A 15087-nucleotide genomic window follows, 5' to 3' on the forward strand; every position below is an offset into this window, starting at 1 on the left:
ATTTGGTTTGTAACTGGCATTGAATTACCATAAGCCAAAATAAAAAATAAATACCAAAAAACCAGTTATTCTTTTTAATGGATGTCTAATCTTCCTGAATTTCCAGGACGCAAAAGAATTAACCACATAGCGCACATAGGGCACCTAGTTTTGTTGCGACAAAAACCTGGAATTTGTTAAGGGGTTATCATTCTGAGTGAAGCTCCCTATGTGAACTATGTAACTATGTGGTTAAAAAATACAATGAAGATAGGAGGAATTGGGTGCGTTCGAGTACCTTATCTGGCTGTTTAACCCTGGCACCTTTGCCCAAATCTTATTATCTTTAGTAATCATTATTGGTTAACACAAAATATGGAAAAACCCGAAGATAAAGTCAAAGAACCGTTTTCCGTCTATGGACGCTATTCCTATGCGGATTACCTTTCCTGGCAGCTGGAGGAGATGGTGGAGCTGATCCGGGGAAAAGTATTCCGGCAGGCAGCTGCTCCTCGTAGAATTCACCAAGGGCTTACGGTAGCCCTGGTTACGAGAATTCACGGATTTTTAATAAAAGGAGGAAGCTGTAAGGTGTATACCGCCCCTTTTGATGTGCGCCTTCCGGTTGCTTCCAGAAAGCATACCGACATCGATACCGTGGTACAACCGGATCTATGTGTAGTTTGCGACCCGGAGAAGTTGGACGAGCTGGGCTGCGTAGGTGCTCCGGACCTGATTGTGGAGATTCTCTCTCCGGGAAACAATAAGAAAGAGTTGCAATTGAAATATGATGTGTACGAAGCCTCTGGTGTAAAGGAATATTGGATCATTCATCCCGACGAGCGTACCTTGCTGATCTATACCCTGGAAGGCGGAAAATACCGACCCTCCCGGTTATTTACCTTGGGAGACGAAGTAAAGTCTCAGGTTCTTTCAGGTTTTGTCCTGGATCTGGATGAGGTGTTCGGGGAGTTGTAAACTCAGGCTTTCAGCGATGCGTCTTTGAATATTGATTGGCGTAAATAAAGAGAATTGTCTTATCATTACAGCCTATGAGCCTGATCCCAAATTGTGGGATAAAAATTTTAAAAAGAAAAACTAATAACCATGGAATGCTCCTTATGTAAAAATGGCACCACCGAAAAGGGTTATGTAACAGTGACGCTGGAAAAAGGTGAAACCATCGTGTTGATTAAAAGCGTCCCTGCAGAAGTTTGCACCAATTGTGGGCATTCCTTCCTTCCTGATAAAACGACGCAATTAGTTTTGAATAAAGGAAAGGAAGCTTACAGCAAAGGTACCGAACTGGAGGTAGTGAAACTTCAAGTGGCCTGACTGGAAGTAGGTGAGTTGAAGCAATTATGAGGTTGAAACACAACAAATAGGATTAACCAATTACTTCAAATCACATTTCCGGTAAACCCTGCCCGACCTTCAGTACTTTAAATTTTCCGAAACGGTGGTTCCGAGCATTTCTTTTACAGCGGCCAAAATTCCATCCGGATCGAATCCACATTCCCGGTGCAGTTCTATCTGTTCGCCGTGCTCGATAACATCATCCGGTATTCCCAGTCTTTTAACCCTGGATTGGTAATTGTGATCTACCATCCATTCCAGAATGGCACTGCCAAAACCTCCCATCAGACAGCCATCCTCAATGGTGATGACCTTATCAAATTTTGTAAAAACCTCATGGAGCATGGATTCGTCCAAGGGTTTGACAAACCGCATGTCGTAATGCGCCAGGTCGATGCCTTTATTCTGGAGTTTTTCTACCGCTTCCACTGCATAGTTCCCCACATGACCAATGCTTAAAATGGCCAGGTCTTTTCCTTCACTCACGATTCTACCTTGACCAGTAGGAATTTTCCGGAGCGGTTGCTTCCAGTCGGGCATTACGCCCTGCCCCCTCGGATACCGGATGGAATAGGGCCCGTTGTGCTCGCAGGCTGAAAACATGAGGTTTCGTAGCTCCTCTTCGTTCATGGGCGCACTGACCACCAAATTGGGCAAACACCTGAAAAAGGCTAAATCGTAGGCTCCGTGGTGGGTGGGGCCATCGGCCCCGGCAAAACCTGCCCGATCCAGACAAAAAACCACCGGAAGATCCTGCAGGCAGACGTCATGGATCACCTGATCGTAAGCCCGCTGCATAAACGTACTGTAGATATTGCAAAAAGGAGTAAGCCCCTGGGTGGCCAGACCCGCAGAAAAAGTCACGGCATGTTGCTCTGCAATGCCCACATCAAATGATCTTTCCGGATACGCTTTCATCATCAGGTTCATGGATGAACCGGAAGGCATGGCCGGTGTAACACCTACTATTTTTTCGTTCTTCTCTGCCAGCTCTACCAGGGTATGCCCAAAAACATCCTGATATTTGGGGGCCTGAGGGCTGGTGGGTATTTTTTTAGCGATCTCTCCGGTAATCTTATCAAATTTTCCTGGTGCATGCCATTTGGTTTGGTCTTTTTCTGCGGGAGCAAAGCCCTTCCCCTTAACCGTGATGCAATGCAATATTTTTGGTCCGGGAATGTCTTTGAGGTCGTTTAGAATTTCTACCAGGTGGTTGACATCGTGTCCATCCACCGGTCCGAAATACCGAAGGTTCAGGGATTCAAACAGATTACTTTGTTTGAGTAGGGTCGATTTGATGGCACCTTCTACTTTGGAAACCACATCCTGTGCACTAAAACCAAATTTACTGATTTTGCCCAGCAGGCTCCATACCTCGTCCTTTACTTTATTGTAGGTATGGGAGGTGGTAATGTCGGTCAGGTAATCTTTTAAAGCACCTACATTGGGATCAATAGACATGCAATTGTCATTGAGGATTATCAACAGATTGGTATCTGAAACCCCCGCATGATTCATGGCTTCGAAGGCCATTCCTCCGGTCATGGCACCGTCTCCAATTACGGCTACATGCTGCCTTTTGTCTTCCCCTTTGTATTTGGAGGCCATGGCCATGCCTAACGCAGCAGAAATGGAGGTGCTTGAGTGTCCTACTCCGAATGCATCGTAAGCGCTTTCTTTTCTTTTGGGAAAACCCGATAGGCCTTTGTACAATCTGTTGGTATAAAATTGCTCCCTGCGACCGGTAAGTATTTTATGTCCATAGGCCTGGTGGCCTACATCCCACACGAGCTGATCATCAGGGGTATTGAGTACATAATGCAAAGCAACGGTCAATTCTACTACTCCCAGACCAGCACCAAAGTGTCCACCATAGATGGACACGTGATCGATAATGAATTGCCTCAATTCATCACAGATCTGAACCAATTGGTCTTTATGGAAGTTTTTTAGGTCGTCCGGATATTGGATTTCCCTGAGTAATTTTCCAGGTTCTATTTGCATATGCAGCGTTTCTTTATAAAAATTATTAACCTCCCGTCTCTGTATAATGTTTAATAATACCAATAATTATTCAAGACCCCATGGTTTTAAGGAAATTATTCGGATGCCTATTGATTTAAAAAGATAAGTAATATCTTTGATCGCAACAGGAAATGCAAAAATAACAAAAAATAATCGTATCCAGTGAGTTTTGAAATCAAATTACCCTTATTTGAAGGACCATTTGACCTGATGCTTTTCTTTATAGAAAGGGATGAGCTGGATATTTATGATATTCCCATCTCCAAAATCACGAATGATTTTCTGGATTATATCCATCAATTGGAGAAAATGGAGATTGAAATAGCCAGTGAGTTCATTCTTTTTGCGGCCACTTTGATGAAAATCAAATCCAAAATGCTTTTGCCCAGACCAGAGTTAAATGAAGAGGGAGAAGAAATAGATCCACGTGAGGAACTGATCAGGCATTTATTGGAATACAAAAAATATAAATCCGTGATTGCCGAGCTTTCAGAAATGGAGAAAGACAGGATGGGTAAATTCGCCAGGGGAAATGTGATGGATGAGTTAAAGCAGATATCAAAAGTCGATAATGTGGATGCCGAATTGCAGGACCTGGACCTGTACAGCCTCCTGAAAGTGTACCAAAAAGTCATGACCAAATTCGCTCACAGAAGCGATGATACCAAACATACGGTTATTCAATATCCGTATACCATTGAACAGCAAAAATCCCTGATCCTTGATCGACTCAATGAAAAGCCGAGGATCCCTTTTTCGGATTTTATCGTTTATAATCCGGATAAGATTTTTGTCATTTATACCTTTTTAGCCATATTAGAATTGCTTCAGCTTGCCCTTGTGACCATAAAGATAGGTGAAGGTTTCAATAATTTTTGGGTTGAAAAGCTTGCATCCATACCAGTAGAAAACACATGAAAATAGACAATAGGGAAGTTTTTAAAACCTTAAACCCCAATAAGGTTTGGGTTCCTGTATTGATCGGGATTGCGATTGTACTTGTAATGTTCTACATGGACCCCACTGTAAATGTGCAAACCCTCAGGGGGGTTTTTGATGCTTCGGCCTGGTCTCTGCTTTTGGCTGTGGTATTTATATTTCTGAGGGATGCAGGCTATGTTTTTAGGATCCGGGAAGTGACGGACAAGCACCTAACCTGGAACAGGGCCATCTTTGTGATTGTCCTTTGGGAATTTGCCTCTGCAGTCACCCCCTCTATTGTAGGCGGTACAGCAGTGGCCGTATTTATTTTGAATAAAGAAGGGATACCTCTCGGAAAGGCTTTGGCCTTTACCATGTTGACAGCCATTTTGGACAACCTGTTTTTTGTGTTGGGAGCACCAATTATTCTTTTTTTTGCCCAGGGTTATATTTTTCCTAATAGCAGGGTTTTGGAAATGCGCCTGGGAAACAGCCTTGAATACCTCTTTTGGGTGAGTTACTCTTTGTACACTTTGTATTCTTTGCTAATGGCATTGGCCTTGTTTTACCGGCCCAGGGTTTTCAAATGGCTGCTGTTAAAACTTTTTTCCCTCAGGTGGCTTAAGAAATGGAAATACCAGGCAAATATTTATGGGGATCAAATCATACAGGCGAGCAAGGAATTCAGGGGTAAAAACCTGAAATACTGGCTGGTAATTATTTTCACCACCATTTTCATCTGGTCTGCCAGGTATTTTATGCTGAATGCCCTGATTTCGGCCTACTCCAGCATCAGTATTTTCGAACATGTAGTCATCTTCGCCCGTCAGATCATCATGTGGATTGTAATGATGATCAGTCCTACACCGGGAAGCAGTGGTACCGCAGAATTTTTCTTTGCGCAGTTTTTTAATGAATTCCTCACGGGTTATACCTTTGTTACCAGCATACTCTGGCGCATGTTCTCGTATTATCCTTACCTGCTTTTGGGAGCCATTTTTCTGCCACGTTGGATCAGGCAGGTCTTTTTCAAGAAAAAAGATAAAACTGATAACAAGTCCGTTGATTAACGAATGATCCGGATTTATACCGCATCCAAAATCAGTACCCAGTCATGACCTTTTCCTCCTGAGCTTGGCGGCACAAAAGTATTACTGGGAGCCTTGCTAATAATCCCGGCATCTATCTGGTTTCCGGTCCTGGGATCGTACCAGGTGACCTTAAGCATTCTGGAATTAAGGGGCTTGCAGTTTACCGCCTTGCTTTGACCGGTGGGGAAGTAAACCATGGCATAACTTCCTTCACTGTCTCTGGTTGCAATGACAAAATCTGTATTGTTTTCCTGAATGCCGGGAATCATTTCCGGTGCCGGAATCCTTCTCAGAAAAGGCCTGCTTAGCATTAGGTTTTTGAGATGTTTCATTTGATTGGCCATGGGTAGGTCCAGTGCCACTTGCCATGGCCTGAGGGGCCCATTGATCCCTTCCCTGTCTGTTGTGTACATTTGCCATACGTCATGGCATCCATAGGTCTGTCCAAATGCACCTGCAAACACATTCCAGTACATGATCCTTCGGATATCTTCCGGCAAGCTGTATCCCAGTTCTTTGGCATTGAAGCAATTGGGATGGTCTTCATACAATGGCTCACCATCCAGGGTGGGCTTGACAGGCTGTAAGTTGTAATCGTGGCTTATTTTTTGATAAGTAGGTTGATTGGCACAATGACCAGTCTGGTGCATGTTGAAATCCAGCCATTCGTCATTATGAAACCAATTACTGGATCCACCGGGTCCGGCAGGCTGGGGGTGGAAAGTCATCAATGCATTGTCCTGTCCCCCGGTTCCCTCGACAATACCCGCCGCCAGGGCTCTCCAAATGGCTACATCCCTGGTATCTTCCCTGGGATTTCGGTCCCCACCAATGACCCAAATGATGTTTGACTGGTCTTTGTAGCGGTTGCCTATCCATTTGCCAAAAGATTTGGCATTTTCTTCCGTAAACACTTCCGGCCCCTTACCCCAGGAATTTTTAAAAACCTTGTCTCCCCAGGTGGGGAGCAGGGCAATGTAGATACCCTCGGCAGCCGCCATTTCCACCACTTCATCCACATGCGAAAAATAGGCCGGGTTGGGTTGCCTGGGATCCAGATCAATGAGGGGCGTTTCTCCGTATGCGTTAGGGCTTTGGAGACCATCAATCTCAGCGAGCGCCACGGCCTTCACCACATTAAAGCCTTGTTCGGCACGTTTTCTCAGGTAATAGGCGGCTTCCTCCCGATCACAGCGATGGAAAAGTTCCCATGCCGTATCTGCCATCCAAAAAAAGGGGCTTTCGTCTGCTGTTACCAGAAACCGTTGATTTTCAGCAACCCTGAGTCGGGGAAGGTCTTCCTGACCGTAGGTGAAAGCAAGGGAGAAAACGAACAAAAACAGGAATAAAACGGTTTTAGGGCTCAAGTTCATGGGGAATGGCTGAGCATGCAATATAAGAAAAATCAAAAGCAGCCGGAAAAACCGGCTGTGCTTTTGGGAAAATGTTAAAAATTCATAAAATTTCCCCCGCCTCTTTTGTGCTTAAGAGGTGGGGGAAATTGGAATTAGCTTACCTGTTCAAATGCACTGAAAAAGAAATTGCCTTCTATGGATGCATTTTCATCTGAGTCTGAACCATGAACAGCATTGGCCTCAATGGATGTGGCATAAAGTTTTCGGATGGTACCTTCTGCTGCATTCTCCGGGTTGGTAGCCCCGATCAGCTCCCTGAAATCTGCCACTGCATTTTCTTTCTCCAGGATGGCAGCAATGATAGGTCCTGAGGACATGTATTGGCATAAATCGGAATAAAAAGGCCTTTCCTGGTGCACTTTGTAAAATTCTCCGGCAAGTTCTTTATTAAGCCTGGTTGCCTTAAGGGCAATAATTTTGAACCCTGCCTCTTCAATCATTTTCAATATTGCGCCTGCGTTTCCTGCTCCGAAAGCATCAGGCTTGATCATGGTAAATGTTCTATTGGTAGCCATAAATTGTTTGTTTTGTTTGTTAAGCCCACAAAATTAATCCTTTTCAATGAAAGACCGAAGGTAATGGGGCATTTCTGGATAAACTGTCAGCATCCGGAAAAATTGCCATTGGGAATTTCAGAAAATTATACAGAACTTTGTCGTCCGTGTTTTTAAAATACGGTACTCAAATAATACACATGCAGGAATTAGATCTATTTAAAGAACAGATTTCATCAGCTTCATCCAAAAAGATCATCATCACCACCCATCATAAACCTGACGCAGATGCCCTGGGGTCCTCTTTGGCGCTGGCCGGCTATCTGAAAAAGAAAAACCATCAGGTAACCGTGGTGACTCCATCCGACTATCCTTCGTTCTTACATTGGATGAAAGGCAATGATGAAGTGGTGAATTTTGAGGATCCTGAAAAGGAAAAGGAAGCCATGAAATTGATCGCTGAGGCGGAGATCATCTTTTGTCTGGATTTCTCCAACCTGGGAAGATTGCAGGGAATGGAACAGGCAGTAAGGGAGTCCAAAGCCTTTAAGGTCAATATAGACCACCATCAGGATCCGGAGGAATTTGCTGATTTTAGCTTTTGCAGTTCCAAGGCAGCGGCCACCTGCGAGTTATTGTACGACTTGATTGTAAAAGTGGGGGATAGGGAATTGATCGATAAGGATATTGCAGAGTGCCTTTACTCGGGTATTATGACGGATACCGGAGGATTCAGACACCCCAACACGACCAAGAATGTGCATTTGGTTACGGCAGAACTGATAGAACTGGGGGCGGACAATTCCAAAATTTCAAGGCTTATTTATGATACCAATTCAGTCAATCGACTTAAGTTCTTAGGTTTTGCATTGACCAGAAGGTTAACCATATTGCCGGAATTAAGCACAGCCTATTTTGGCATAAGTAAAAAGGACCTCAGGAAATACCAATCGCAAACCGGCGATACGGAGGGTCTGGTTAATTATGCACTTTCCCTCGATGGAATAAAGATTGCTGCCCTGTTTACCGAAAGAAAAGACGGGGTAAAAATATCTTTTCGCTCTTCAGAAGATGTGGCAGTCAATAAATTTGCGGCTACCTTTTTTGAAGGGGGAGGCCATAAAAATGCCTCGGGTGGAATCTCTCAGCTTTCCCTGGAAGATACTATTCGGCGATTTGAAAAATTAGTAAAAGAAAACAAACATATCCTATTTAATCAATTAGCATTAGTCGATGAAAAAAATCAATAATTTAGTTTTAGGAGTTCTCCTGGTAAGCTCTGGTTTGCTTTTTTCCTGTGAAAAAACCCAGACAACATCAGATGGTATTGAATACAAATACATCAATCAGGGGGATCAGGAGACCAAGGACGGAGAATTCGTGGTTTATCACTTTACAGCCAAAACCGGCAGTGACTCTCTGTTTATTTCCAGCTATGATCAGCCGGTACCTCCTTATTTACAGCATTTGGATTCTGCGGAAGCAAAGACAGGTATAGATGAAATATTTCTAAACCTGAACAACGGAGACAGCATTGTCATCACTTCCACTGCAGAAAAAATATTTCTTGAAAACGTGCCCCCATTCTTGGAAAATGATGAGACGGTGACCATTAGTATTGGTGTGCTTAACGTGCTTGAAGAAGAAGTATTTGAAGATTATTTCAATGACCTGGTGGCCGAACAGCAAAAAAAGCAATCCGAACAGGCTGGTGTTCAGTTGGATGAAGATGTGCAGACCATTGAATCTTATATTCAGGAAAATAATTTGGATGCAAGCAAGACAGCATCGGGTCTTTACTACGTCATAGAAGAAGAAGGTTCAGGACCTCAGGTAGAGCAGGGAGATAAAATTTCTGTCAACTACACGGGTTATGTGCTGGATGGGACTGTATTCGATACCAGCATAGAAAGCAAAGCCAAAGAGGCCAATACCTATGATGAAAACAGACCCTATGAGCCTTTCACCTTTGATGTAGGACAGGGAATGGTCATTCCGGGATGGGATGAAGGACTTCAATTGTTGAAAGAAGGAGCAAAAGCCAAGTTTTTGATCCCTTCACCTTTGGCCTATGGACCTAGCCAGCGAGGTGCTATTATTGTACCTAATTCTATATTGATATTTGATGTAGAAGTAACTGATGTAGAAAAGCAATAACCCGATTGTCGGGTTATTGAAGCGCATATAAACAAGTAACTACCATGAAAAAAAGTGCTTTAACCTGGGGCATGCTGCCTGCAGTGGTATTGATGGCTTCCTGTATTTCCGAGGAAGAAAATGTCGATGTGGTTTTCGAGCAGGATCTGCAGAAAATCGAGGAATATATCCAGACTGTGGAGACGGAATACATGCGGAGGGAAACAGTAGGCGATACAGGTATTGAGCTTTTATTCACTGAGGTAGTTGAGGAGGGTGAATTGCCTGATGGTAGGGATACCCTGTCTGTAGATTACACGGGTATGCTCCTGGATGGAACCGTATTCGACACCTCCCTGGAGCAGGTGGCCCAGGACAATGATGTTTTCAATCCCAATAGAACCTACGAGCCGTATAACATTATTTTAGGTGTTTCCAATGTAATCAATGGTTGGCACTGGTCCTTATCCCGTATGAAGGAGGGTGAAAAGGTCATTGCCTTGATCCCTTCCGCTTATGCTTATGGGAGTCAGGCTAACGGGCCTATTCCGGCAAATTCAGTATTGGTGTTTGAACTGGATCTGGTAGAGGTTAGACCTTACCAACCTTAAACCAACAGAGATGAGATTTTATCGAAGCATTTGTATTTTTTTACTGGCTGCATTGGCCTTTTCCTGCGACAACCAAATGGGGGGATTTGGCGGCCCGGTATATGACCGTGAAGGTAACCTTGCCATAGATCGGGAAATCATTGCGGAATATTTGGAAACTGCCCCCTTTGACAGTATTTACCGTATTCATGATCCATCAGGTGTAGTCGTCATTGTGGAAGAAGAGGGAGAAGGCTCCCGGCCAACTTCAGGCAATGTGGTCTATACCAACTACACGGGATACCTTTTGGATGGGACTGTCTTTGATTCGAATCTTGAGGATGTTGCCCGGGAAAACAATATCTATGATGAGGATAGAAATTATGATATTTTTTCTTTCTTCATTGATTTACCGGCTTCCCAGGGTGGAGCTATACAAGGGTTCAGTACGGGATTTAAGCGCCTGAGAAGTGGTGCCAAAGCCAGTATTATCATACCCTCTCCCTATGGCTATCAGGACAATGAAAATGTGATCAGGGTACCTGCAAATTCCGTGTTGGTATTTGACGTGGAGTTTTTGGGACTGGATTAAAAAAATAAGCAGAGATAAAAAAACCTCCTGAATTCAATTCAGGAGGTTTTTTTAATTTAATTTTTGACACTGTAATTTGGTGCCTCCCGGGTAATGCTGATGTCATGCGGGTGAGACTCCCTTACGCCGGCAGCGGTTACTTTTACGAATTTCCCGTTTTCTTTGAGGTCTTCAATCGTAGCTGTACCGCAATAGCCCATACCAGCCTGAAGTCCTCCGATCAATTGGTACAATACCTCAGAAACCAGGCCTTTGAATGCTACCCGGCCTACAATTCCTTCGGGTACAAGTTTTTTAATATTGTCCTCTGCATCCTGAAAATAACGGTCTTTAGATCCGGATTCCATTGCTTCTATAGACCCCATTCCCCTGTAGGACTTGAATTTTCTGCCTTCAAAAATAATGATTTCTCCGGGAGCTTCTTCAGTCCCTGCCAAAATAGACCCGATCATTACCGAACTGGCACCCGCTGCAAGGGCCTTGACGATATCACCTGAATACCGGATGCCTCCATCTGCGATCACAGGAATACCTCTGTCTTTCAAAACCCTGGCAGTTTCCATAACGGCAGACAATTGGGGCATACCCACTCCGGCAATCACGCGTGTGGTACAAATGCTTCCAGGTCCTACCCCCACTTTAACAGCATCAGCACCTGCATCGGCTAAGGCTGTCGCTGCTTCAGCAGTGGCAATATTTCCCACTATTACTTCCAGATCAGGGAAATTCGCCTTGATTTTTTTACAAGTATCGATTACCCCTTTGGAGTGGCCATGAGCAGTATCGATGGAAACCACATCAACACCTGCGACTTTAAGGGCTTCCACCCTATCTACAATATCCGAGGTAACACCAACAGCAGCACCTACTCTCAGTCGTCCAAACTCATCTTTGCAGGCATTGGGTTTGTCCTTCCTTTTCAGAATATCTTTATAAGTTATCAGGCCGGTTAATTTGTATTCTTCATCAACGATGGGCAATTTTTCTATTTTGTATTCCTGAAGGATCTCTTCTGCCTGCTCCAGGCTGATGCCTGCTTTGGCAGTAAAAAGGTTGTCCTTGGTCATGATTTCCCTTACCGGTCTTTCCATGTCCTTGATAAATCTTAAATCCCTGTTGGTGATGATGCCTTTCAGGAAACGTGCTTTATCCACTACCGGAATACCGCCTATATTGAATTCCCTCATGATGGCCTCGGCATCTTTTACCTTGGCATTAATATCCAATGTGATCGGGTCCAAGATCATTCCGCTTTGAGATCTTTTTACCTTGCGGACCTGAGCGGCCTGCTTTTCTATGGACATGTTTTTGTGGATGAAACCCAATCCACCCTCCAGGGCAATGGAAATGGCCAACTCTGCTTCTGTGACTGTATCCATGGCAGAAGAAACCAGTGGAATCTGCAGCCGGATTTTGCGCGTAAGTTGAGTAGCAGTGCTTGTATTTCGGGGAAGTACCTCAGAATAACCGGGTACCAAAAGCACATCATCATAGGTGAGTGCTTCGAAGAGAAATTTATTTGTGTCTGGAATCATGGCAAATGGTTAGTAACCCTATTTGCCCGTCAAAGGTACGATGTTTTTCACATGCAAATCAATGATTTAACGAAAAAAAATTACAGCCTACTTCCTGAATTCTTCTAATCAAAGGAATATTCTTTGGATGATAAGCTGAGCGTCATTCCTCAAAAATCTTTCTGGCGATCAGCCGCGAGATGGCCTGCATACCCAGGTTGTTCGGATGTCGGGATACACTCTCATTGGCGTATTCTCCCAATGCCATGTACTTTTGTTCCGTACCCAATGGTGATAGTTCTACGACCTGCCAATCCATTTGGGTAGCAGCATGATACAATTGCGCATTGACAGGGGGGTTAGGCCAAAAGGTGCTGGTCAAAAGGACCCTGGTCTGGTCGGTGCTAAGGTACCCGGCAAAATCCCGCAAGCTTTGTGAGAAATTCCAACCTTCAATCTTTTCGAGAGGTATATTTTCTCCCAATCTGATTAACAAAAGATCAGCTTGAAAGGCTTTCAGGTGTTCGTATTGGGTGAAATCTATGGTGGAAAACTGTCTTTCGAAAGGGAAAACATTTTCCCGTATCATTTGCAAACCAGGAAGGTGAAGTTGCAGGCTATCCTGAAGTAAGGAAAAGTAGTCTTTATCAGCAGCACTGGCAGCCATTCCCCAATCGGCGTTCCACCCTATACTCGCATCCGGGGGATGATAGGTTATGCTGTTTCCTATGACCAGGATTTTTTGGATTTGTCCAGGCTTGTTTTCCTTGGGCTGACAGGCGAAAATAAGCCCGATTAACCCAAGCCATAAACGTAGTTTCATGTGTTTATAAATTGTTTTTAAAACCCACATTGCCAGCACCGTATTTTTTTCGGTGGAATCTTTGACGATTAAAATCATCATTAACCACACAGGGCAATGATGATTTTAATCGTGTCGATTTCATGCTTTTTTTATCATTTTGGCGATGTAAAACCCATCAAAGCCACTTTCATGGGAAAGGACTTGAGTTTCCTCCAGGAGTTCAAAGGATTTACCTGCCGGACTGCTTAGAAATGCGGCTACTTGTAAATGGTTCTCTGAGGGTAAAATGCTGCAAGTGGCATAAACCAAAATACCGCCGGGTTTCAACATGGAGGGGTATTGAGAAAGGATATCCCGTTGTATGTCCTGCACTTTGGCGATCGACTCCGGACTCAATTTCCATTTGGTGTCGGGGTTTCTTTTGAGCACCCCTAACCCGGAACAAGGGACATCCAGTAACAGGCGGTCAGCACTGGCATGTAATCTTTTGATGGTTTTGCTGCTTTCTATGGGTTTGGTTTCAATAATGGATATACCGGCTCTTCTTGCCCTTAATTTGGTGTTTTTAAGCTTCCAGGCTTCCAGGTCCATGGCAAGGATTCTGCCTTTGTTTTCCATTAAAGCAGCCAAATGCAGGGATTTTCCACCGGCACCTGCGCAGGCATCAATGACCCGCATACCGGGTTGGACCTCCAGGGCAGCAGCCACCATTTGCGAGGAGGCATCCTGAACCTCAAACAGGCCCTCTTTGAACAAAGGGGTTCTAAATACATTTTTCCTCCTTTGCAATACCAAGGCATCAGGATAGCCCTTGATAGCATGCGTGGAAATATCCAGTTCTTCCAATTTTGCCTTGAGTTGTGACTTATTGGTTTTAATGGTATTTACCCGTAAAACTACCTCAGCTTCCTGGTTGAGGCTGGTCAGCTCCTCCTCCCATTTGTCTGCCAATTGCTCTGCGCCCAGCTGATCCAGCCAATCGGGGATGGATTGCAATAGGGCCCTTTGGGTGATTTTTTCTTTTTTCTTACTGATTTTCTGCTTGTCTATTCCTTTAAACTCCTTCCAATCAGGTAGTGTTCTCTCCTGAAGTGTCCAGAAGGTGCCAAACCACTTGTAATAATCCTCACCCGGGCTCAGGTATTGAATAAGACGTTTCCAGCGAACTATCTCATAAACACTCTCTGCAATGAAGGCCCTGTCTCTGGCACCCCATTTCGGATTGGATTTCAGCACCCGCTCAATTACCTTATCGGCATATTGGTTGTTGTCAAAAATGTCCTCCAGGGCTTTGACTACCCCATTCACCGTATTCGGGAAAAGCTTCATAAATATCTTTCTTTTAAAATACAAATATAGGTAAATATATATGCAGGAAAGGTGAAGCTGGTTTTTGCCTGGGAAGGAAAAGGCAGATATTTTGCAGGATTTTGGTACTTTTGCCATTATGGGAGAAAAAAAATGCCCCCATTGCGGGAAATGGTCCGATTGGAACCAAAATTTAACAGACACCTGCCAGCATTGCGGCAATACCCTGGGAGGGGCAGACTTGGAATTTCAGGAAAAAAGGGCATCCCAGGTAAAAGCGAATGAAGAACAGTGGGTCTTTTACATCAAGGAAACCGACAGTGAATTTGTAAAAGGAGTGAAAAAGGCAGGTAATTTCTTTTATACCATTTATATATCAATTATTACTTTTATCGCCTGGCTGATTGCCGCTTTGCCCGGATAATGTCCATCCTTAAAAACCCCTACTTCTTATTACCAGCCTTGCTTTTCTGGGCAAATCAATACCTGGAAAGGGTTCAGGAAATTTTCATTCCTATATTGCACAGTTATTTCGATGACTTAATGGCCATGCCGGTGGTCTTGGGGACAACACTTCAAATCTACCGCTGGATCCACCCTTTAAAAAATGGGTTTGTTTTTACCCCGGTACAGGTAATGGTTGGTTTGGTTTACTTCAGCATCTTGTTTGAAGGATTACTGCCAATCTGGTCTTCCACCTATACCAGGGATTTTTGGGATGTGGGATGTTACCTTGTAGGTACTGTTTATTTCTATTTTTTGATCAACAGAAATCGAGCATGATGAGAACGTCAAACAGTGGGATGATTATAACGCATGCGAGATTCCCCGTCCGACTGGAGTCAGCCGGGCGGGCATGTG

General features: G+C 44.1%; 16 protein-coding genes. 10 read left to right on the forward strand and 6 right to left on the reverse strand.

Going from position 1 to position 15087, the window contains the following annotated elements; all coding sequences use genetic code 11:
* The first annotated feature begins 354 nt into the window (after window positions 1-354).
* Window positions 355-957, forward strand: a complete 603-nt coding sequence (locus HUJ21_RS21370) for a Uma2 family endonuclease (RefSeq protein WP_291372680.1) — start codon at window positions 355-357, stop codon at window positions 955-957.
* Between the two features lie 129 nt (window positions 958-1086).
* Window positions 1087-1314: a type II toxin-antitoxin system MqsA family antitoxin gene (locus tag HUJ21_RS21375; protein WP_291372682.1), complete on the forward strand. Its 228-nt coding sequence runs from the start codon at window positions 1087-1089 to the stop codon at window positions 1312-1314.
* A 99-nt stretch (window positions 1315-1413) separates the two neighbouring features.
* Here HUJ21_RS21375 and dxs read toward each other — a convergent pair whose 3' ends face one another.
* The gene (dxs, locus tag HUJ21_RS21380) at window positions 1414-3339 is read right to left on the reverse strand and encodes a 1-deoxy-D-xylulose-5-phosphate synthase (protein WP_291372684.1); all 1926 of its coding nucleotides are present in this window, start codon (window positions 3337-3339) and stop codon (window positions 1414-1416) included.
* 183 nt (window positions 3340-3522) lie between these two features.
* Here dxs and HUJ21_RS21385 point away from each other — a divergent pair, with 183 nt between their 5' ends.
* Window positions 3523-4278 (forward strand): segregation/condensation protein A, encoded by a 756-nt coding sequence (locus HUJ21_RS21385; protein ID WP_291372686.1) that lies wholly within the window; start codon window positions 3523-3525, stop codon window positions 4276-4278.
* On the forward strand, window positions 4275-5351 hold the full coding sequence (locus tag HUJ21_RS21390) for a lysylphosphatidylglycerol synthase transmembrane domain-containing protein (protein ID WP_291372688.1): 1077 nt from the start codon (window positions 4275-4277) through the stop codon (window positions 5349-5351). The genes HUJ21_RS21385 and HUJ21_RS21390 overlap by 4 nt, the downstream gene beginning before the upstream one ends.
* A gap of 14 nt (window positions 5352-5365) precedes the next feature.
* Here HUJ21_RS21390 and HUJ21_RS21395 read toward each other — a convergent pair whose 3' ends face one another.
* Both HUJ21_RS21395 and HUJ21_RS21400 read right to left on the reverse strand, forming a co-directional pair.
* A complete protein-coding gene (locus HUJ21_RS21395) occupies window positions 5366-6745 on the reverse strand; it encodes a glycoside hydrolase family 140 protein (protein WP_291372690.1) in 1380 nt (459 codons plus the stop codon).
* A gap of 134 nt (window positions 6746-6879) precedes the next feature.
* Window positions 6880-7302 (reverse strand): nucleoside-diphosphate kinase, encoded by a 423-nt coding sequence (locus HUJ21_RS21400; RefSeq protein ID WP_291372692.1) that lies wholly within the window; start codon window positions 7300-7302, stop codon window positions 6880-6882.
* Window positions 7303-7481: 179 nt separating this feature from the next.
* Between HUJ21_RS21400 and HUJ21_RS21405 the strand changes: the two genes are divergently transcribed.
* From HUJ21_RS21405 to HUJ21_RS21420, 4 genes are read left to right on the forward strand one after another with little or no spacing between them, the layout of a single operon-like run.
* Complete coding sequence (locus HUJ21_RS21405) at window positions 7482-8531, forward strand: bifunctional oligoribonuclease/PAP phosphatase NrnA (protein WP_291372694.1); 1050 nt, start codon at window positions 7482-7484, stop codon at window positions 8529-8531.
* Window positions 8515-9438 (forward strand): FKBP-type peptidyl-prolyl cis-trans isomerase, encoded by a 924-nt coding sequence (locus HUJ21_RS21410; RefSeq protein ID WP_291372696.1) that lies wholly within the window; start codon window positions 8515-8517, stop codon window positions 9436-9438. The genes HUJ21_RS21405 and HUJ21_RS21410 overlap by 17 nt, the downstream gene beginning before the upstream one ends.
* A 44-nt stretch (window positions 9439-9482) precedes the next feature.
* Complete coding sequence (locus HUJ21_RS21415; RefSeq protein WP_291372698.1) at window positions 9483-10028, forward strand: FKBP-type peptidyl-prolyl cis-trans isomerase; 546 nt, start codon at window positions 9483-9485, stop codon at window positions 10026-10028.
* 10 nt (window positions 10029-10038) lie between these two features.
* A complete protein-coding gene (locus HUJ21_RS21420; protein WP_291372700.1) occupies window positions 10039-10599 on the forward strand; it encodes an FKBP-type peptidyl-prolyl cis-trans isomerase in 561 nt (186 codons plus the stop codon).
* A 56-nt stretch (window positions 10600-10655) separates the two neighbouring features.
* Here the strand turns inward: HUJ21_RS21420 and guaB are convergent, their stop codons facing one another.
* The 3 genes from guaB to HUJ21_RS21435 all read right to left on the reverse strand — a co-directional run bounded on the left by guaB (window position 10656) and on the right by HUJ21_RS21435 (window position 14247).
* Window positions 10656-12134, reverse strand: coding sequence for an IMP dehydrogenase (guaB, locus tag HUJ21_RS21425; RefSeq protein ID WP_291372703.1), 1479 nt, complete (start codon window positions 12132-12134; stop codon window positions 10656-10658).
* Window positions 12135-12276: 142 nt separating this feature from the next.
* Entirely contained in the window at window positions 12277-12936 is a 660-nt protein-coding gene (locus HUJ21_RS21430; protein WP_291372705.1) for a hypothetical protein, read from the reverse strand.
* Window positions 12937-13056: 120 nt separating this feature from the next.
* Window positions 13057-14247: an RsmB/NOP family class I SAM-dependent RNA methyltransferase gene (locus tag HUJ21_RS21435; protein ID WP_291372706.1), complete on the reverse strand. Its 1191-nt coding sequence runs from the start codon at window positions 14245-14247 to the stop codon at window positions 13057-13059.
* 64 nt (window positions 14248-14311) lie between these two features.
* Between HUJ21_RS21435 and HUJ21_RS21440 the strand changes: the two genes are divergently transcribed.
* Together HUJ21_RS21440 and HUJ21_RS21445 are read left to right on the forward strand one after the other, a co-directional pair.
* Entirely contained in the window at window positions 14312-14650 is a 339-nt protein-coding gene (locus tag HUJ21_RS21440; protein WP_291372707.1) for a hypothetical protein, read from the forward strand.
* Window positions 14650-15009, forward strand: coding sequence for a magnesium citrate secondary transporter (locus tag HUJ21_RS21445; RefSeq protein WP_291372708.1), 360 nt, complete (start codon window positions 14650-14652; stop codon window positions 15007-15009). Before HUJ21_RS21440 ends, HUJ21_RS21445 begins: the two co-directional genes overlap by 1 nt.
* The last annotated feature ends 78 nt before the right edge of the window (window positions 15010-15087 follow it).

This window comes from Cyclobacterium sp., assembly GCF_014762705.1.
Lineage (GTDB): Bacteria > Bacteroidota > Bacteroidia > Cytophagales > Cyclobacteriaceae > Cyclobacterium.